Origin of the sequence: Sphingopyxis sp., from assembly GCF_016793825.1 — a bacterium.
In the GTDB taxonomy this organism is placed as follows: Bacteria; Pseudomonadota; Alphaproteobacteria; order Sphingomonadales; family Sphingomonadaceae; genus Sphingopyxis.
In genome coordinates this window covers 24,437-42,228 of the sequence record NZ_JAEULM010000051.1, presented here as the reverse complement: position 1 = coordinate 42,228, position 17,792 = coordinate 24,437, and the positions used below count along the sequence as shown (strand labels likewise).

23 protein-coding genes are annotated in these 17,792 nt (G+C 65.1%); 6 read left to right on the top strand and 17 right to left on the bottom strand.

What is annotated here, in order from left to right; genetic code table 11:
* Window positions 1-85: 85 nt before the first annotated feature.
* The 13 genes from JNM03_RS18000 to JNM03_RS17940 all read right to left on the bottom strand — a co-directional run bounded on the left by JNM03_RS18000 (window position 86) and on the right by JNM03_RS17940 (window position 11,510).
* Entirely contained in the window at window positions 86-2,620 is a 2,535-nt protein-coding gene (locus tag JNM03_RS18000; protein ID WP_294038773.1) for a TonB-dependent receptor, read from the bottom strand.
* Window positions 2,621-2,698: 78 nt separating this feature from the next.
* The gene (locus JNM03_RS17995; RefSeq protein ID WP_294038771.1) at window positions 2,699-3,697 is read right to left on the bottom strand and encodes a DUF4880 domain-containing protein; all 999 of its coding nucleotides are present in this window, start codon (window positions 3,695-3,697) and stop codon (window positions 2,699-2,701) included.
* On the bottom strand, window positions 3,694-4,296 hold the full coding sequence (locus JNM03_RS17990) for a sigma-70 family RNA polymerase sigma factor (protein ID WP_294038769.1): 603 nt from the start codon (window positions 4,294-4,296) through the stop codon (window positions 3,694-3,696). Before JNM03_RS17990 ends, JNM03_RS17995 begins: the two co-directional genes overlap by 4 nt.
* A 239-nt stretch (window positions 4,297-4,535) precedes the next feature.
* Window positions 4,536-5,147: a GntR family transcriptional regulator gene (locus tag JNM03_RS17985; protein WP_294038768.1), complete on the bottom strand. Its 612-nt coding sequence runs from the start codon at window positions 5,145-5,147 to the stop codon at window positions 4,536-4,538.
* A complete protein-coding gene (locus JNM03_RS17980) occupies window positions 5,144-5,974 on the bottom strand; it encodes a phytanoyl-CoA dioxygenase family protein (protein ID WP_294038816.1) in 831 nt (276 codons plus the stop codon). The genes JNM03_RS17985 and JNM03_RS17980 overlap by 4 nt, the downstream gene beginning before the upstream one ends.
* A 32-nt stretch (window positions 5,975-6,006) precedes the next feature.
* The gene (locus tag JNM03_RS17975) at window positions 6,007-6,630 is read right to left on the bottom strand and encodes an acyl-homoserine-lactone synthase (protein ID WP_294038766.1); all 624 of its coding nucleotides are present in this window, start codon (window positions 6,628-6,630) and stop codon (window positions 6,007-6,009) included.
* Between the two features lie 114 nt (window positions 6,631-6,744).
* Window positions 6,745-7,479 (bottom strand): LuxR family transcriptional regulator, encoded by a 735-nt coding sequence (locus JNM03_RS17970; RefSeq protein ID WP_294038765.1) that lies wholly within the window; start codon window positions 7,477-7,479, stop codon window positions 6,745-6,747.
* A gap of 330 nt (window positions 7,480-7,809) precedes the next feature.
* Window positions 7,810-8,181, bottom strand: coding sequence for a hypothetical protein (locus tag JNM03_RS17965; protein ID WP_294038764.1), 372 nt, complete (start codon window positions 8,179-8,181; stop codon window positions 7,810-7,812).
* Window positions 8,182-8,685: 504 nt separating this feature from the next.
* On the bottom strand, window positions 8,686-9,039 hold the full coding sequence (locus tag JNM03_RS17960; protein ID WP_294038763.1) for an excalibur calcium-binding domain-containing protein: 354 nt from the start codon (window positions 9,037-9,039) through the stop codon (window positions 8,686-8,688).
* Window positions 9,040-9,127: 88 nt separating this feature from the next.
* Window positions 9,128-9,922 carry a JAB domain-containing protein gene (locus JNM03_RS17955; protein ID WP_294038761.1) on the bottom strand — a complete coding sequence of 265 codons (795 nt, stop codon included), beginning with the start codon at window positions 9,920-9,922 and terminating at the stop codon, window positions 9,128-9,130.
* A gap of 158 nt (window positions 9,923-10,080) precedes the next feature.
* Window positions 10,081-10,554 carry a hypothetical protein gene (locus tag JNM03_RS17950; RefSeq protein ID WP_294038759.1) on the bottom strand — a complete coding sequence of 158 codons (474 nt, stop codon included), beginning with the start codon at window positions 10,552-10,554 and terminating at the stop codon, window positions 10,081-10,083.
* Between the two features lie 35 nt (window positions 10,555-10,589).
* Window positions 10,590-10,928 carry a hypothetical protein gene (locus JNM03_RS17945; RefSeq protein WP_294038757.1) on the bottom strand — a complete coding sequence of 113 codons (339 nt, stop codon included), beginning with the start codon at window positions 10,926-10,928 and terminating at the stop codon, window positions 10,590-10,592.
* Window positions 10,929-10,991: 63 nt separating this feature from the next.
* Window positions 10,992-11,510 carry a helix-turn-helix transcriptional regulator gene (locus tag JNM03_RS17940; protein WP_294038755.1) on the bottom strand — a complete coding sequence of 173 codons (519 nt, stop codon included), beginning with the start codon at window positions 11,508-11,510 and terminating at the stop codon, window positions 10,992-10,994.
* A gap of 315 nt (window positions 11,511-11,825) precedes the next feature.
* Between JNM03_RS17940 and JNM03_RS17935 the strand changes: the two genes are divergently transcribed.
* From JNM03_RS17935 to JNM03_RS17920, 4 genes are all read left to right on the top strand, one after another.
* On the top strand, window positions 11,826-12,569 hold the full coding sequence (locus tag JNM03_RS17935) for a LuxR family transcriptional regulator (RefSeq protein ID WP_294038754.1): 744 nt from the start codon (window positions 11,826-11,828) through the stop codon (window positions 12,567-12,569).
* 189 nt (window positions 12,570-12,758) lie between these two features.
* Window positions 12,759-12,980: a helix-turn-helix domain-containing protein gene (locus JNM03_RS17930; RefSeq protein ID WP_294038752.1), complete on the top strand. Its 222-nt coding sequence runs from the start codon at window positions 12,759-12,761 to the stop codon at window positions 12,978-12,980.
* A 76-nt stretch (window positions 12,981-13,056) separates the two neighbouring features.
* On the top strand, window positions 13,057-13,536 hold the full coding sequence (locus tag JNM03_RS17925) for a S26 family signal peptidase (RefSeq protein WP_294038750.1): 480 nt from the start codon (window positions 13,057-13,059) through the stop codon (window positions 13,534-13,536).
* Window positions 13,537-13,613: 77 nt separating this feature from the next.
* Complete coding sequence (locus tag JNM03_RS17920) at window positions 13,614-14,216, top strand: lytic transglycosylase domain-containing protein (protein WP_294038814.1); 603 nt, start codon at window positions 13,614-13,616, stop codon at window positions 14,214-14,216.
* A gap of 413 nt (window positions 14,217-14,629) precedes the next feature.
* Here JNM03_RS17920 and JNM03_RS17915 read toward each other — a convergent pair whose 3' ends face one another.
* The 4 genes from JNM03_RS17915 to JNM03_RS17900 are packed head-to-tail and all read right to left on the bottom strand — an operon-like array spanning window position 14,630 to window position 15,807.
* Window positions 14,630-14,926, bottom strand: a complete 297-nt coding sequence (locus tag JNM03_RS17915; RefSeq protein ID WP_294038748.1) for a hypothetical protein — start codon at window positions 14,924-14,926, stop codon at window positions 14,630-14,632.
* A gap of 1 nt (window position 14,927) precedes the next feature.
* Window positions 14,928-15,110 carry a hypothetical protein gene (locus JNM03_RS17910; protein ID WP_294038746.1) on the bottom strand — a complete coding sequence of 61 codons (183 nt, stop codon included), beginning with the start codon at window positions 15,108-15,110 and terminating at the stop codon, window positions 14,928-14,930.
* Window positions 15,107-15,511, bottom strand: a complete 405-nt coding sequence (locus JNM03_RS17905; RefSeq protein ID WP_294038744.1) for a hypothetical protein — start codon at window positions 15,509-15,511, stop codon at window positions 15,107-15,109. The genes JNM03_RS17910 and JNM03_RS17905 overlap by 4 nt, the downstream gene beginning before the upstream one ends.
* Window positions 15,475-15,807, bottom strand: coding sequence for a hypothetical protein (locus JNM03_RS17900; protein ID WP_294038742.1), 333 nt, complete (start codon window positions 15,805-15,807; stop codon window positions 15,475-15,477). The genes JNM03_RS17905 and JNM03_RS17900 overlap by 37 nt, the downstream gene beginning before the upstream one ends.
* Window positions 15,808-16,163: 356 nt before the next feature.
* Here JNM03_RS17900 and JNM03_RS17895 point away from each other — a divergent pair, with 356 nt between their 5' ends.
* Window positions 16,164-17,291, top strand: a complete 1,128-nt coding sequence (locus JNM03_RS17895) for a zincin-like metallopeptidase domain-containing protein (protein ID WP_294038740.1) — start codon at window positions 16,164-16,166, stop codon at window positions 17,289-17,291.
* Window positions 17,288-17,731 carry a DUF2958 domain-containing protein gene (locus JNM03_RS17890; RefSeq protein ID WP_294038738.1) on the top strand — a complete coding sequence of 148 codons (444 nt, stop codon included), beginning with the start codon at window positions 17,288-17,290 and terminating at the stop codon, window positions 17,729-17,731. The genes JNM03_RS17895 and JNM03_RS17890 overlap by 4 nt, the downstream gene beginning before the upstream one ends.
* Window positions 17,732-17,792: the final 61 nt, after the last annotated feature.

Sequence of the window (17,792 nt, the reverse complement as noted above, 5' to 3'; positions counted from 1 at the left end):
GTGTCGCCGGAGGCATAGCACGGAATAGCGCAAAGGGCGGCCGAAAGCGCTGAGGCTCGGGCGAGCACAAGGATTTTCCTCATGCTCACCACTCCTGCCGCAGGGTGACCCCGACAAAACGTCCGGCGGGCGAGTAGTTCGTCGTGTCATAAGGTGTCTCGGCGATCGAGCTCGTTACGATCGGCGGCGGCTTGGCATTGAACAGGTTGAGGGCCGCGAGCGAGATTCGGGTACCCTTTCCGATAAGCAGTTCGCCCGTCAGATCGACCGTCGTGATGCCTCGCACCCGGACCGATTGTGTTCGCCGCGCGTCGGTGAGGGCGCCGGAGTGATTGACGAAGGCGGCGATCGACAGGCGATCGGTCGACCAGCTCGCCCCCGCCCGTGCCCGAAACCGCGCGGGGTAGAATAGGGTACCAGCGAGGGGCGTAATCGCTGCATCGGGACGGAGCTGCTGGCGGCTGCGCAGGAGCGTACCTGCGCCCGTGATGGCGACCTCACCGCCCGTCGCTGCAAAGCGGTAGCGCAGTGACAGGTCGGCGCCGCGATAGCGCTGCCGGGCGATATTGCGATCGCGCAGGTCGATGAAGGCAACCACATTCGCCGGGTTGTAGGGCCCACCTGTCGCGTTCTGGAGCGGCGGCAGGGCGTTCGCGATGATTTCCGACAGGAAGTCAGCACTCGGTGTTCGCGTGATGGAATCGGCGAAGATCGGGTTGTCCAGTGCCCCAAGGGAAGAGACAAAGGGGGTCGCAACACGGTCGCGATAGTCGATGTCGAACCAGGCGGCGGTGAGTTCGAGGCCGTCGACGGGCGTAAGCTGCGCGCTTAGCGTCCAGTTCTCCGAGCGCTCCGGGCCGATCCGGCTGTCGGCCCCTCCGGCGTAGAGGACCGTTGCATTCGCCGGCAAACCGGCGCCGAACGCCGCGGCAGGCGCGAGGACCGCCGAATAGCCGCTATACTGTTGATTGAGCGTCGGCATCTTGAACGAGCGGCCCCACGATACCCCGAGCCGCAGCATTGCTACCGGCTCCCAGTCCAGCCCGAGCTTCGGGGTGAAGATGCCTTCGGAATCCGAATAATCTTCAAAGCGAATTGCACCGGACAGCGAAAGCCGGTGCAGACCGGCGATATCCTGTGCGGGCGCCGCTAGCGGAACGTGGATTTCACCATAGGCAAAGATCGCATCGCGCCGCTTCGAGAGATCGCCGACGGAGCCGCCAGTTCGAAACCGGTTGCGCCGTGCACCCGCTCCGATCGCGAGCCTGACATCGCCGGCGGGGAGCGCGAGGAGCGATCCCTGAAATCCGCCTTCGATAGCGAGGTTGCGGTTGAAAAATGACCGATCGAAGCTCGCAATCCCGGTGCCGCCCGCAAACAATGCGGTGGTGCCCGCCGTGCGATCGGTGCCGAAGAACCCGTTCGCCTTGAATGTCCAGTCGCCGCCCATGTCGATCTCGATCGTCGGGGCGATGCCGAAAACCTCCGAGTGCGTGACGGCGTCGAAGCCCGAAGTGCGCAGGTCGCCGGTCGGTGTGAATCCGGTCGCCGCATGATTGCGGCTTCGTTTGTAGAGCGCATCGGCGGAAAACGTGACGCCCGCGCCGAGTTCTTGATGACCGCTCAGAATGACAGAATGCCGGCGCTGCGACGGGAAAAGCGTTGTTTCAGGGTTTGCTGCGCGCGTGTAACTGCGGTCGCCTGCCTCGATTGCGGTCGAGCGGCTGAAATCATAGGCGGCCATAATCCCGCCGGACCTCCAGCGTGTGCCCCCGAGCAGTCCATATTGTTGCTGGAAATTGCCGCCGTCGGTGGACGCACCGAGCCGTCCCATTGCTGCAAGGCCCTCATAGTCGCGCTTGAGAATGATGTTAACCACACCCGCGACGGCGTCGGCTCCATATATCGCCGAAGCGCCATCGGCGACGATCTCGACCCGGTCGACGGCGGACACGGGAATGGCGCTGATGTCGAGCACCGACGATGCCCCGGTGTAGGCAAATCGATTGCCGTTGAGCAGCGTCAGCGTGGCGTTGGGGCCGATGCCGCGGAGGTTGAAGGTTGAGGCGCCGTTGACATTGGCATTGTCGTTTCCTGCGCCTTGACCATTACCAATGCCGGGATTTTGCCCCCCGCCGAAATTCTGCGGAAGGCTTCGCGCCACCTCGCCAAGATCATTCTGGGCGCTCCGACGGATCTCGTCGGACGAGATGGTTGTGACAGGTGTCGTGGGCGGCGCCCCGGCAATCCGCGATCCCGTCACGATGATCGCTTCTTCAGGCATCGCTTCGATGGCGGACGTGTCGCTCGTCCGGGTGACGATGATCGACCCCGACGCAAACCTCGCGGTCAGGCCGCTGCCGCTGAGTAATTGCTCCACCGCCTGGCGAAGACTGTAATCGCCGCGAAGTGACGGTGAGCGCTTTCCGGCGAGGTCGGCGGACGGAGCATAAAGTTCGACACCGGCCACCCTTGCGACCTGTCGCAAGGCCGTGTCGAGGTCTTGGGGTTGAAGATCAAACCGGTGACGTTGCTCCTGCGATGCCTGCGCCATGGCAGGGGCGCAAATGGTGGCGCTGCCAAGCAGCAAGGCCGCGAACAAAATGGACTTTTTCGGCATATCAACTCCCCGCCTGTGGCCGCCCCGATTGGTTCAGGCGGCTTGCGGGACTGCGTTGACGTAGTGAGGGGGACGACCTTAGCCGCCAGCCGAGATTTTTTTGCGTGACAGGTGGATGCCATCCGAGCGTTGCTGGAGCTCGAGGTCGAAAAGTTCTGCGATGCGCCGCGCGAAGCGGGGTGTTTCGCTGACCTGAAACCGGCCCGACAGCTCTAGCCTTGCGATCGCCGGATCGTCGATCCTGATCGGCCGCGCCGTATAACGATTGGCTTCGCCGACAAGCGTGCCGAGGCTGACGCTGTCATATTCGGCCCAGCCGGCGGGCCAGTCGGTCGCGAGACTCGCGTCCGGTCGCGTGCCGCGCTGCAACTCACCGCGGACCGAAAAGTGCAGGGGTTTGCCGACCGGAATTTCGGCGGGAACGCGTCTCGCCCAGTTTCCTTCGAAACGCGCCAAACCGCGGAGCAGCAAGATCTGAAGCTTGCCAGCTGGTCCGATGCTGATGTCGACTTCGGCGTTCGTCGCGACGATCGTCGCGCCGCCGGCCTCGATGCGTATCGGAAGGCCGTTGCCGAAGGACCGGATCCGCGCCCGGCCGCTCACCACGCGGATATGTTGCTCGCCCCCGCCGGCCAGCACGTCGAGGCGGCTCGCTGTGTCGAGAGTCGCCGCCGCACCGTCGGCGATCTCGAATGTCTTGATTTCCCCTCGCGCCGTGGCGAACCGTTCCGCCGCGCGCGCGCTCGATACGCTCGCATTTGGCATCGTCGTCACGAGTGCGCCTGTGCCGGCGGCGAGAATGATGGCTGTGGTGATAGCGCCGGGCCACTTCGTCATGCTCCACGACATTTTCCGGCGGGTCACCGTATGGCCGGTTCCGAAACGCGCCGATTGTTTGAGAGCGGCTGCACTCTGCCACTGACCGTGCGCCTGTTCCCACGCCTGCCTGTTTTCCGGGGCCGCATCGCGCCATGCCTCGAACTCGGGACGCAGCGCCGCCGCATCCTCGCCGTGCAGTTTCACGAGCCAGGCCCGGGCAATCTCGTCCGGAGAATAGCCCTCGCGATCATCAGTCATCGTCCGGCGTCGACCACCTTTGCTATGTGTCCCAAGGCTTTGATCATATGATATTCCACTGTCGCGATGCTGATGCCTAGCCTCTGGTGGATCTCGCGATAGCTCATCTCGTCGACGCGGTGCATCAGAAAGACGCGCCTTGTTTTGGGCGGCATGCCCTCGACCGCGGTTTCATATTGCCGGATAAGGTCGCCGGCGACGAGGTTCCATTCCTGCTCTGGCGGGCTGAAGGCGTCCCGGTCGTCGAGCAGCGGGAACAGCACCACGGAGTGCGAGCGCTGCTTGCGTGCCCGGTCGATAAGGAGGTTCTGGGCAATGCGCCGCAGGAATCCGCCGGGATTGGTAAGGCGGCTGCGCTGCGGGCTCCCCGCCGCGCGCGCGAAGACCTCCTGCACCAGATCGCCCGCCTCATCCGCGCCGGTCTTGCGGCGCAGATAGCGAAGCAGCGCGCCGCCATGGACCCGAAACGCCTGCTCGAGCGCGGCTTCACCGTCGCCATCGTGGGGACAGCTGCGCCGATCGTCCGGTGGAAGCGGGCATGCTGCCGACAGGCAAGGCCGGCGGTCGGCCAGGGCGGCGTCGCAGGGAGGGAAGGGCACGCTGCAATCCAGAGGCACGGCGAAACGCCGGTCGAAGCCGGCGGCTCGTCGTCCAGCGCTTTGCTGCCTTCGGGCTCCGGATAAATCCTCGTCCCAAGGCTGCGGCCGGTCCAGCGGGGACGGGCGTATTTGATGCGCGGCACCGATGCGCGGCGGATGCCATCCGTGGGCCGCGCTGGAGAATCATGACAAAGTGGCCGCAGAAAGACAAGAGTGCGGACGGTTTGGCATGCGACCTCTCAGCTCGCCTCCCCGGCGAGGAGCCGTACGATGGCGGCGGCTTCGCGGGCCCTTCGTTCATGGTAGCGCAGCATCAGGTCGCGGATGGTTGGCATTATGTGCGCACCGCGCGTTGCATCTTCCAGCGCATCCATCTCGGTCCCCGTCTCTCCTATGACCGACGCTTCGCTCGCGCGCGCCAGATGAAGCCGGTCGCCCAGCGAGGCGATCGCGAGCGCGATCTCGCTGTTGCCCGAACGCCGTGCCAGCGATCCGAACAGCCGCGCGGCGCGGTCGGCATCGTCCGCAAGTTGCAACGGTTCTCCTGGCTGTTCCTGCCGCGCGCCGACCGAGGTCGCCAGCGCCGCGAGCGCAAGGATGAGATGGAGTTCGAGCATGTCGCGCAGCTCGATCTCGGTGAGGCGGTGAACCCGAAAGCCTTCGCCATGCGAGAAGTCGACCATGCGTTCGCCGACGAGTCGGAAGAGGCTGTCGCGGACGGGCGTCATACTGACGCCAAGCTCGTCGGCGAGCCTCGCGGCCTCGATGCGCATGCCCATCGGCCAGTCTCCCGCCATCAGCCGGCGCTTGATCGCCTGGTAGGTCGGTTCGACGACATGCGACGGGCTCATGCTCCACCTCGCTCGATTTGCGCAAAGTCGGCGAGCGCGCTTTGCTGGTCGGGGCGGAGCGCGTCGATCGCGCCGAGGTGCGTGGGCGTCGTTTCGCCAAGAAGTACCGAGGGGCATTGGCCCTCATAATTTCCGAGGTTGGGGCGGTGCTGCGCATAGCCGGCGAGCGCGGCAAGCTCGGGCGAAAAGCCGCGCGCGACCGCGGGCGGGTAGGCGAGCCAGAGATTCTCATAAGGCTTGAGCCAGCCGAGACTGTATCCGAAGATCACAGCGCGGCGCGGCGCGGCGGACCGGTTGGCTCCGGCACCGTGGAGCGTCGAACCGAGGAAGCAGATTGCGGAGCCGGGCGCGCATTCGGCGATCACGGGGGTAGCCGGCGGCGCCTCGGGCCGGCCCGCTCCGCCATGGCTGTGAGGATAGAGGTGCGTCGCGCCATTCGCCTCGGTGAAGGGATCGAGCGGCCAGATCACATTGACGAGATATTCCTGATCGCTTTTGGCGCCGGCCCACATATCCTCGTCGCGGTGCGGGAACTGCCGCACTTCGCCGGGATGGATTTCGAGTGCTTGCGCGACGTTCAGCTGAATGCGGTCGCAGCCTTCGCGCAATAATTCCTCCGCGGCGGCGAGAATGACCGGATCGAGGACGAGCGCTTCGGCGTGGAGCGATCGCTTGAGCAGTGAACCGAAGCGCTTGGTGCGATATCCGTAGAAGTCGCCTTCGCCGAAGGGTGTGGCCTCGAATACGGGGTCAAGGTCGGCGGTGAAGGCTTCTATGGTCGCCCGAGGAACGAGGTCCGGGACGATGCAATAGCCGGTCTCGCGCATCTCGCTTGCGATATGGGTTGCCGAGAGCGCGGTCACCGGACGAACTCCCCGGTCTCGGCGAGCCGCAGCGAGAGCGGCGCATATGTGCCGTTCGCCTTCAGCCCTTCGATCGTCCTGTCGTCGATGGTGATCCGGAGCGCGGTCAACTTGTTTTCGCCGTCGTCCGCGACGGGGCCGAGCGCCTCGCACTTCCAGCCGAAGGCACGGATCTTCCCGAACCAGCAGATGTCTGCGATCGCGGTATAATCGGTGATACCTTCTTGAACGGCATGTTCGGCGAGCGCCGTGACGAGCTGGTTGCGTGCGTCGCGGCGCGCGCCGGCGTCCAGCGAAGGCTCGATGCAGAAGCGGCTGATCTCGCGCACGCTCTCTCCGCGAGGCACCTCGCCTTCGCAAAGCTCGGAAAAGAGATCGCCGAGCAGATGCGATCCTGTCGTCGGCAGAATGCGGGCCGAGGCGCGGTGCTCCCCGTCGGGACCCATAAGAATGAGATAATGGGCTGCCGGATTGTCGAAATGATCGAGTTCATATTCGCCGGCAAGGACCGGCAGGTCCCATTTCAAGAGATCGATAAATACCCGTTTCCGGGCGGCGAACATTGCACGCAGCGCATCGTCGCCGGGCGCTTGGCGCGCCCGCACGGTCATGTCGGTCATGTTTGATCCTCGGTTCTGTTGGCTGTGCCGAGGATCAAACCATGTTCTTCAACTACCCGGTATCCCCATTTCTGGGGAGGGTTTGGCGTATTCTTGTTCCCTCGCCGTCGCAGCCTAGCGGATGCGCCACCAGTCGTAGATGTCCGCAAATCCAATGAGTCCGTCGAAAAGGGCGCAGAGGATCAGCATCTGCCGCGAATGGACGTCGTAACGGTCGCGCGCGGTCTTCAGATGCTGGATCACGGTCTCTTCGCTGATCCCGAGAATCGCGCCCACCTCGGCGGCGGTCTTGCCGCGCGCGGTCCACAGCACGCATTCGCGCTGTCTTTCGCTGAGCCGCGGTCGCCCCTTTGGCGGCATCGCGCCGACGATACGGCGCGCCGTGGTCAGCGCGACAGCTCCCACGATCTCGGCGGTAAGGAGACTTTCGCCGCGGAGCCGGCCTTTAGGGCCGACGGCGAAAGAACAGGCGCCGCTTGCTTCGCCGGGCAAATGCCGGGGCACGGTGAAGCCGTCGACGATCCCGTTGTCGCGGCCGATATCGAGCATCTGCCGATCGGCGCGGGTGAGGGGGATGAGCTCGGCTAGATGTCGCCATTCGAAGCCTACCATGGAATGTTCGCCGGCGCGCCGGACGGGGTCGGCCCCGCCGAGATCGAAGCTCACATACACATCGGCCCATTCCTGAGGGTAGTCGTGCACCAGCAGCGAAGTCGCGGCGCGGCCGCGGCGGTCGTATGCGAGGGCAAAATGCTCGAACCCGAGCCGTGCCGACGCCTTGGCGAGCTCGTTTCTGAGTTGCTCCTCGGTCGCGGCGCTTGCGACCGAGAGCGCTAGGTCTTCCGTCAAATGATATTGCATCATGAGTATGTCGGCGGCGGACACAGTCCCAACCTGCCTGCCCGTCGACCGCTCCGCTTCGCTCCATCGCGGGTTCCTCTCCCGGTCCGGCGCCATAACAGGATGCGCGATTGGTCCTGTCACCGAAGGGCCGGCTTTGGCCGCTACCCCATGCTCGATGACAACCGGCAACATAAGTGTAACAATTGGAGATCGCCGGGAAAAGTCCTCGGAGGAAGGAACTGGAACCGGTTCCGGTTCTAAATACGGGTAAAGGGATGGCCCCGTGGATGGGTGGCGCCTCGGCGTCTTTTCAACTTCGACCGCCGATGTCGGAACTTAGACCTTCGTTGGATCAGCGCCGCTCGCGTCCCAGTCCTCAATGACCCACGCCGCTATCCCGAGCGTGAGATAAGGCTCGGCGCGGCCCGGTGCCAGCCGCTCGATCACCCGCATCGCCTCACGCGACGCAAGCTGCCCTGCGGCGAGATGAGACTTGCTGACACCAACGCTCTCGAGGTCGTCGGCGTTGTCGAGAACGCCTCGGTCATCCGCGCCCTCAAGGTTGAATTGCGCCATGCGGGCCTCCAATGGCGACACGCCAGCATTATCGAGCACCTCCAAGCCCGCTGCGGTTGCGGCATCGACCACGGCTGGCTCGAGATCGTCGACCTCCCAGAGTTCCAGTCTCCGGAACTTTCGATCATCCACTACATTTCTCCTCCGCGCACAGAATATCTAATCCGCGGCATCGACTTTGGTCGCATCCAGCCGATGACGCCGGAGAATTTCGGACATCGAATGTCGGAGCCGAGCGATGAGCGTTAGTGATCGAAGGCCGCTATCCAACCGCGGCATGCCGCATTGATGCGGGAGAAGCCCAGCACTTTGCTAAACGGCTGGTACGGGCTCATCCGCATAGGCGAAAAATGGAGGCCCGTGACGATCCCGGAGAACCGCCGAACGCTGATGCTGTCGGAGGCAAACCGGGCCGGTGCCACACACGTCGCCTTTTGGGACGGCAAGGGTTGGGACCATATCGTTGAGGTGGACCGGGTCTAGGGTCGTCATCTCGCAGTTTCTCGAGCGTAGGTCGGCAGGCTGCCAATTACCGCCAGCATCGCCAGGATTGCCGTGCTTCGTGTCGAGGTGCCGCTTGCATCGGACGATGGCGCCATGCATGGCTGAAGATTCAGTGAAAGCACTTTGCTTTCGTCATTCACAACCGACGCCATCACTGTCGCGATCGAGATGCGGCCCGTAGCCCGCATCTCCGGCATGGACCGGAGCCGCGCCAGCTGCGCGGGCGTGCGAGCAGTTTCGGAACGGCGCGCTGCCGAACGCGCTTTGACGCTCGGTAGAGACAAATTGATCGGGCGCCGGGTCCGGCGCATCTGTCTCCGCGTAGGACCATGCCGCAGGCGAGCCGTCGGCGACGGGCGTGACAAGGGCCTGCGGACCTGTCCCGCCGTCCGGACCACCATCGTCGCCGGACATTTTCCCGGCAGCGAAGGCGATCAACGCGACGATCGCGATCGCTCCGACATTGCTGTTTCCCCGCTTTCCCATGGCTGCAAAGTGCCATGAACATCTAAATAAATCGCCATGCGTCGTTGTGCGGCGCCTTCAGCGTCCGCACGACGCCGACTTCCACGTTTTAAACGTCATATTCTTCGAAGAAGGCGACGAGACGCTGCAGGATCGCCGGGGCAAGCAATATAAAATTCCTTCGACCGTCAGCCGGGTCGGGCTCGCGCTGCACAAGCCCTGCCTCCTCCATCCTTGGAAGGACCCGCAGCGCTGCCGTCATAGACAACCCCGATGCGATGCACAGTGAGCTCGTCGAGATCGGTCTTCCTTCGGCCTGATGGACGAAGACTTCGAGCAGCATATCCCATGCGGGCTCGCCGAAGAGGCCGGGGGCATCGAGCAGTTGATCGCGCAAGATGCGCCGACGTATCGCTCTGCGCGCATTGACCAATGCCAGCGACAGGCGCTCGTCGGCTGATCCAAAGTCCCCCGTCCTTGCTTGCCCGCCGTCGCTTCGCAGGTCGAACGTCCCGGCAGAACCCCTTGCGGTCTTCAAGTCGGGCAGCAGAATTTGGTGTGATGAGGCCGTCACGATGACATGACCGAGAATGTCGATATCTAGCGTGCGGGCTATAGCCATCAGCTGATTTGTGACGGCAATATCGGACTTGCTGGGGTCAGCGCACCCGCTCGGGTGATTGTGGACAAGGATCAGCGCTGCAGTTTGCAGCTCCATTGCGCGTTGAAAGAGTGTGCGCGGAAAAAGCGCCAGGCGGTCGACCGTTCCGGCCTGCATCTGCTCGTCGGCTATGAGGCGGTGCATCGGGTCGAGGAAGAGCACGCGAAATGTCTCGATTGGGAGCCCGCCCATCGAACATTTCAGATACTCGGCGAGGTTAGGCGACCGCGGGGATAACCGCATCCCCTCGATCTTCGCGCGCGCCGCTTCCGTCGCCGCAGCGCCTGCCGCGCGAAGCAGGGCGGGGATCGGGCTCGCGTTGCCCACGATGCGTGCCGTGGATCCAGGATTCTGCGCGAGAATGCGGGCAAGACTCTGGAATTCCCCCAGAAGCCTCGACGCTACCGCATCCGCATCGGCGGGGTCGACGAGCGCAATGAGCCGAGCCAGGGCCGATCGCTGCCGGTTCGGCTGAGCCGCACCCGATGACGCCAGGTTGCGAAAATCAGGAGCGGGGGCACCAGCCAGGAGGCCGCCACCTGCATCGTGAGATAGGCTGCCGGATGGAGCGACACCTCCAGGCCCCGGCTCGTGTGCGCCAGCAACGGCAGGATATGAAGCGCCGCGGCGCAGAGCGGCCAGAAGCGGTAGGCGAATATCGCGAGAAGCACGGTGGACGATGCTCCGAACAGATCGATGGCAAGATGTCCAAAGTCGAGCGAGATGAAGTTCGCCGGTAAGAAATAGTGAAGTAGCGCGTCCCCGCCAACCATGGCGAGCGCAATTGCCACCATCGCTCGCTCGGGCGCCCCGCCGCGCCAAGCGGCGTAGCCAAGGGCAACCAGCAGGATCGCGAGGAACAGGATTATTCGCATGTTCCGATAGTTTCATGCCGGTTGCCCCCGGTCAATCAAGCGGCTGGCACGGCATGAAGATGTCGTCCGCTGGGCGCGGAGAACTCGGGGCACTCATGAAGATCGTACCCGGCTTTTTCGCGGCCCATCCGGGCGAGCGCGCCATGAACCCGGAGCACGTCGCCGCCGACGTCGACGAGAGCGAGCTGTGCCGCCGCGAGGCGGCGAATCGTTGCCTGGCCCTCGCGCGGCGGGAGCCCGGCGATATCGCGGCGCGCCGCCGCGATGGTTCCCATGAGGGACGACATGGCGACGATCGCATCGTCGATGCGATGCTCGGCTGCGGGAACTTCGCGCTGGAGGCGGGCGGTGGTGGCGGCGATCATGTCAGGCATAGTCTCTCCTTTCCCGGAACGCGATATGTTCGCGCCGGGCATCTTCTTGGCTGCGGAAAGGGGTCAGCCCGCGATCAGCTCCGTCAAAGCGTTGCCGATGGCGAGGCCGGCGAGAATGAGGATGACCGCGATGACGAGCATGGCGGCGATCAGCATCACTCGCGTCTTGGGAGAATGGTCGGGTCTCCAAATATCCCCGAACGGCGGATGCGACCCCGACGACCCTTGAATGTCCGACGCGTCATCCTTGAGCGACGTCAGCATGGCGGGGTCTCCGTCCTGAAAATGGGATGGCACGAACGTCGGCTGAGCCGGAATACCCACCGGATCATGTATGATCCGGTCATACATTGTCTTGAGCGCGGCATATCGAAGTGCGGCCTCATCGCGGTCCTCGGCGCCGAGGACCGCGCGCGCCGTCGCGATCCGCTGGTCGACGGTCGGTTTCGCAATTCCGAGGATGCGCGCAATCTGTTTCGATGTCTTCCGCTCGAGAAGCAGATCGAGGCAGGCGCGCTGCTTGGGCGTGAGGCGCGCCCAGCAGGCTTCGTCTTCCGGTGATGGCGACCCCGAATCGAGCATTTTGACACTCTTGTCAAAAAGCGCGGTTGCGCAAGCACTTACCTCTCCGAAGCGGAATCGCGGGCCAGTGATATGGTGATGTGGGGGACGGTGACCCTTCCCTCCGCTGGGGAACCGCTTCTGGGTATAGCGCGCGTCGTGTCGATCAATGAGAAACCGAGACCGTGTCGTTCAAGGAGCGAATTGGCCGGTGGCATTCGGACGAGCATCTAGGACAGCCGGGCGCCGTTGCCGCGAGCGCGATAGCAGGCGGCCGGTTCCACGGGGAGGCTTCGACATGGACCCGCTGCGGCACCGCACCTCGAGGCGTATGTGATGATCGACCGATTGATCGATCAGCATAGGCGCGCCGCGCGCGCCGCCCGAAGCGGCGGCGAGCTCCTCGGCCATACCGTCGGCGCGGTAGGCGAACTCGGGTTCGAGCGCGTCGCGCTCGTCCAGATGATATGGTTTCAGCAGCGGGGACCGCAGCATTTCTGTCTCGACAATTATGGCGAGTGGCGGGACGTCTTCCTTGCGCGAGGTTATTACCGGCGCGATCCCGCGCATCTCGCTTCGCTGCGGACGAACCGCTGCTTTGCCTGGAGCGAGCTATCGGCGATCCTCGGTGCCGGACATGTGCATCAGCCGATCCTCCGCGAAGCGGCGCGGCATGGCCTCAGCTGCGGGATGACGGTCCCGGTCGGCGTACCCGGCGAGCCAGCGGGATGCGGATCGATCGGAACCGGTGCCAGCGAGCTTCCGCCGCGCGAGCACTGCCGCGCGGCCGCGTGGATCATCGACGAGGCTTTCGCGGAGGCGAGACGGCTGCATGGACTGCCAGTGCCGCGCGACGACGTGGCCCCGCCGCTGAGCCATCGGCGGCATGAATGTCTTCGTCTTGCGGCCATGGGCATGAGCGACGCGGATATCGCGGCGTCGATGGGCATCGCGCTCGCCACGGTGCGAACGCATATGGCGTATCTGCGCCGCGTCTACGGGGTCCGGAGCCGCACCCAGCTCGCTCGGCTTGCGCACCGGCTCGGGCTGCTCGGCATCGACGACATTTTTACACAGTAATGATGATCCCCGCGCTTCCGGATCGGTGCTCCCCTTCCCCGTCGAACAAACGGGAGCAGATCATGCAGACACGATTGGAAAGAGACGGCGATACGACGGCGGGCAAGCCGCGCGGAGCAGTCGGGAGCGCGTCCGCCCAGGCCGGCTGCGAGACGGCGCGGTGCCGACCAGCAGACAAGGTCGTTCGCCATGGGTGACGCCGGTACCGGAATCGAGCGGGCGGACCGACCCTTCCTCAATACCGCGCAGGCGGCTCATTATCTCGGTATCGGCTGGCGCAAGCTGATGCGGCTCCGGGTCGCCGGGGAAGGTCCCGACTTCCGGCGGCATGGCCGCCTCATCCTTTATCATCGCGACGATCTTGAGATGTGGTCGCGTGCGACTTCGCGAGAGAAATCGCATGGAAATTGATCGCTGTCCGCTGTTGGTTATCCTTTGGCGACTTTTTCACCCCCCAGAATCCGAGCGCCGGCTGACGCGCTGGATCATGGTCGTTACCCTCGTTATTGAAGCCAATGTCGCGACGCTCGTTTGGACGCCGCACCCCATTATCATCTGGAACATGTCGCCGAGCGCGCCCATCGGGGCTTATCTGCTGGAGTCGAAACAGGGCATCGTACGAGGGGATATGGTCGCGGCGCGGGTGCCGCTTCCATGGCGGGGCATCGCGAGTGGCCGCCATTATATTCCGGCCAATGTGCCGCTGATCAAGCGCGTCGCTGCGGCGGGCGGCGACCGCATATGTTCACTCGGCCGCAGCCTCGCGATCAACGGCCGCGTCGCCGCGATCCGCCGCGAGCAGGATGGTCAAGGCCGACGGCTGCCGGCTTGGGAGGGTTGCCGGACGCTGGGACGGGATCAATATCTGCTCCTCACGGACGACGCGGCATCTTTCGATGGCCGCTATTTCGGTCCGACGTCGCAGGCCGACCTCATCGGCGAGGTTCGGCAGCTATGGACGCGCTGACATTTCCGGGCCGTCGCCCGATGCTTCCGTGCCTCTTTGCAGCAGCGCTGGCGGCATTTGCGGCCCCGGCGGCGGCGATGCCAATCGGGGCGGGGGCCCAGCCTGTCGACATCGGACTTGGACCGGCGGCATCGCCGGTCGCCTGGGGTCCCTTCGTCGAGGAAGCATCGCGCCGATTCGGCGTTCCCGCTCGCTGGATCAAGCGCGTGATGATGGCCGAAAGCGGCGGGCGTACCATGTTCCGCGGAAGACCAACCACGAGCAGCGCGGGCGCAATGGGGCTCATGCAGCTCATGCCGGGGACCTGGGCCGACATGCGGCGACGGCTGGGACTGGGTTCCGATCCGCACGATCCACGCGACAACATCATGGCGGGGACGCTTTATCTGCGCCTGATGCACGACCGCTTCGGATATCCCGGCCTGTTCGGTGCCTATAATGCGGGGCCCGCCCGTTATGCCGCCTATCTTGGCGGCCGCCAGCAGCTGCCTGCCGAGACGCGTGCTTATATGATGAAAGTAACGGACAGCGGGGCGAACCCATCAATCGTCCCGGCAGCCAAGCTGCGCCGATCGGTGTCGGCCGCGCCGCGCGCCGATGATATTGGAGTTCGGAGCGGCGGGCTACCTCGACCCGAAGAGGCTGCTCGGAAAAGCGAGATTTTCTTCATCCGGCGCTGACGCGACGCCAGCGCTGTTAGGTTTTCGGTGGCTGCCCGCTGGTCGCGGTAACAGTGAGCGCGTCTCGAAGGAGCGTGCACTGGCGGCGGAAGCCGCCGCCAGAGGCCGCGTTCCGTTCTTGCTGGCGCGCGCGCGCTCTTGGTCTCGCTGTCTTGCCGGCGCGGCGGGTCGCTTCCGCATCGGGTAGACAGCGCTTCGCCGCTGTCCCGGTCATGGCTTTGCCAGGACCGACCCGCCGCGGCTGCGCCCACGCCGCCCCGTCTGCGGCTCGCCAAGGGCGCGGTTTCCTTCAGGTCCCGGCGCGCGGCGCCGGACTTGGCGTCGATCCCGAATTCTGGGGCGCTCCAATATCACTGCGGGCAAGCTCATTGGAACGACGGTGCGGGAAAGCGGCAAAGGGCGGTAGCGGCGGATTATCGTTTACCCGCCGCCTGCGCGATCGAGAGGCTCAGATCCTCGGGGGTCACCCACCACAGCGCGGCGAGCTTCGCGACCTCGCTTTGCGTAGGCTCGGCGCCCTTGTCGAGTTCAGCGATGCGCTCGATCGACAGCCCCGTTTTCCGGGCGATCGACGGCCAGGGCGTGCACATCTGGACCATCCAGGCGCGCAGCCAAAGGTCGCCGTCTGCGATGCACTTGGCGACCGGATGCGCTTCATTGTAGGCGCGAACGACTTTCGGGACCGGGCGCTCGCCTTTGCGATAGACCATCTCAATCTTCGAAAAGACGCGCGCGAATATCCGAAGCGGCAGCGTTGAGCGTCGTCGCCCGTCCGCGAAGCTCGTCGTCGCCCGTCCGATCGGCGCGCCGGCTGAACCGCTCCGCCTTGGTTTCGAGATAGGCGGCGATCCGGTCTGCGTCGCGGCGCTGGGAAGAATGTGCGCCGCTGGTCATGCGTCGGCGAACAAGGGCAGCGGGGTCGAATAGTCATTCCGCGGGCGCGTCGAATAGGCCTTATAGCCACCGCCAAGACTTGCGAGCCTCAGGCCCCGGTGCATATCGGCGAAGGGACTGCCCGCCCACAGGAACCAGTCATAATCTTCCGCGTCGGTGCACGGCCCCCAGCCCCCCGGCAGGACCGCTTCGATCAACTCGCGCCCGTCCTCGCGGATGAGCAGCGCCATCTCAGGATTATGGTAGAGGCCATCGGTATAAACCGCGAGCGACGGGACCCGTTCGCGCCCCTCCGCCACAGCAGCGGCGAGCAGATTTTCGGCGGCATCGAGTTCGCGCGGCGTGATGGAGCGCACCAGAAACATCAGTCGTTCGCTCCGCGCACGAGCCCAGCGGGCCACATCTTCGCAAAATTGCGGCCCGCGAGCTCGCCGCTCTCCGAAATCGCGTTCGCCTCCTTCACCGCCTGCTTCGTCATCTGTTCGAGCACAAACCGGCGGTCGCGGGGGGATCGATAATGGCCGCTCATCGCGACCACCATCGCGGCAGTCCTGGCGAGCGCCGCCAGCGCGCCCTCGATGGCAAAAAATGTCGCAGGCTTGCCGTCGATCATCACATTTTCAGGCATCAACGCCTTTAAAAGCTGCGGGGTCGCCTCGTTCACATAAGCGTCGACCTGCTCGGGCGTCAGCTCCATCTTTTTCACTCCGACTCACATTCGATATCAGCATTGTTCACTTAATGTTCTCATTTGTCGAGGGGGCTTGGGGCGACGGGATGTTGATCGCACCGGCATAGCCTCCCGAAGATGGCGCCCCGCGCTGGACGCGCGCGGCGGCGTTTCGGTGGCGGCGCACCGGGTCGGCGTGCCGGGCGGCGCAGGGCCATGGGCCCGCCCGGCGCGTTCGCAAGCCGGCAAGCCGGCTCCTTCGCTTCGCTACGGCCCTTCGGGTGCGAACCCGCCTCGGGAGGCGGTCCCCTTGTCCTGATCTGCCGCCCGCCCCGCCGTCCGGGGCGAGCCGCGGCGGATTTTGGTCAGGAGGAACCGCACCGATGTCATATGAAATCGAAGCCTTGGCCGATGGCCGCGAGGGCGCCGCGACTGGCTCGACGGGTCCGAATAACCGCGCTGCTGCGACTGCGCCGTGCCGGGAAAAACAGGCCTTTGGAGACAAGCGGCGCGCTCCCGCGCGGGGCGGCGCGGGCGCGCGCGCGGGTGCGGCGCCCCGCTTGTCGCTCTATGACGAGGTGACCGCGCGGATCGTCGCCGAGCTGGAGGCGGGCCGCGTACCGTGGGTGCAGCCTTGGGATGCGGCAAGCTTTGCGCCGGGGCTTCCGGTCAACGCGGACAGTGGGCGCGGCTATTCGGGCATTAACATCCTCATTCTCTGGGGCGAGGCGGCGGCGCGGGGCTTTCGCTCGCAGCGCTGGCTGACCTTCCGCCAAACGCTTGGCGTCGGCGGCAATGTCCGAAAGGGCGAGAAAGGCACCACGATTTTCTACGCCGCCCGCTTCACGCCCAAGGGCGAAAGCGGCGATGGCAGCGGGCGTGGAGGTGCCGGGAGGGGAGAAGGAAACGGCGACGGCGGCGGCGACGCCGAGCGTTCGATCCCGTTCCTCAAGCGCTTCACCGTCTTCAATGTCGACCAGTGCGAGGGCTTGCCCGAGCGCTGCACGGCGCTGTCCGAACCGCTGCCGCCCCGCGACACCATCCCCCACGCCGAGGCGCTGATCGCGGCGACCGGCGCCGACTTCCGCGTCGGCGGCAATGAGGCCTATTATTCGCCCTCGCACGACTTTGTGGCGGTCCCGCCGCAACAGGCGTTCCGCGAGCAGATCGATTATTATCGCACCGCGCTCCACGAACTGGGGCATTGGACCGGCCATGGTTCGCGGCTTGGCCGCGACCAGACCGGCGCGTTCGGCAGCGCCGCCTATGGCCGCGAGGAACTGTGCGCCGAACTCGCGAGCGCCTTTCTTTGCGCGTCGCTCGGCATCGTGCCGAGCGTGCGCCATGCCGATTATATCGGCGCGTGGCTCGCGATCATGCGCGCCGACACGCGCGCGATTTTCAAGGCCGCGAGCTTTGCCAGCAAGGCGGCGGACTATCTGGTCGCCTTCGCGCCAAGCCATGCCGAGGACGGCGCGCGCGGCGTGGACGCGGCGGGAGCGGGCGCATGACCTTGCTCCCCCACAGCCTCGCTTTCGCGCTCAACGCGAATGGCGTGACGAGCCGCATCCACGCCGCGCGCGACGAAGCTTTCGACCCGTGGCCGGTCATCAAGCTTTTCAACCCCGTGGGCGCCGCGACATGGATCGCCACCGAACTTGGCGAGGACGGCGACACGCTGTTCGGGCTCGCCGACCTCGGCTTCGGCTGCCCCGAACTCGGCTATTTCTCGCTCGGTGAAATCCGCGCGGTGCGGCTGCCCTTCGGGCTCGCCATCGAGCGCGACCGGCAGTTCGATCCGCTCGGGCCCCTCTCGGTCTGGACGCGCGAGGCGCGGCGCCTCGGTTCGATTGTTGGCGCCGAAAGCGCGCTCCGGCGCCGCAAGGCCGACCCGCTTCTGCCCCGCCCTCCAATGCTCCCCGACGCGGGAGAAGGGGGCGAGGGCAGCTGACGCGGCGGCGCGTTTCGCCGTCAATTGCCGGTCCGCCCAATCGCGAAACTCGACGGACCGG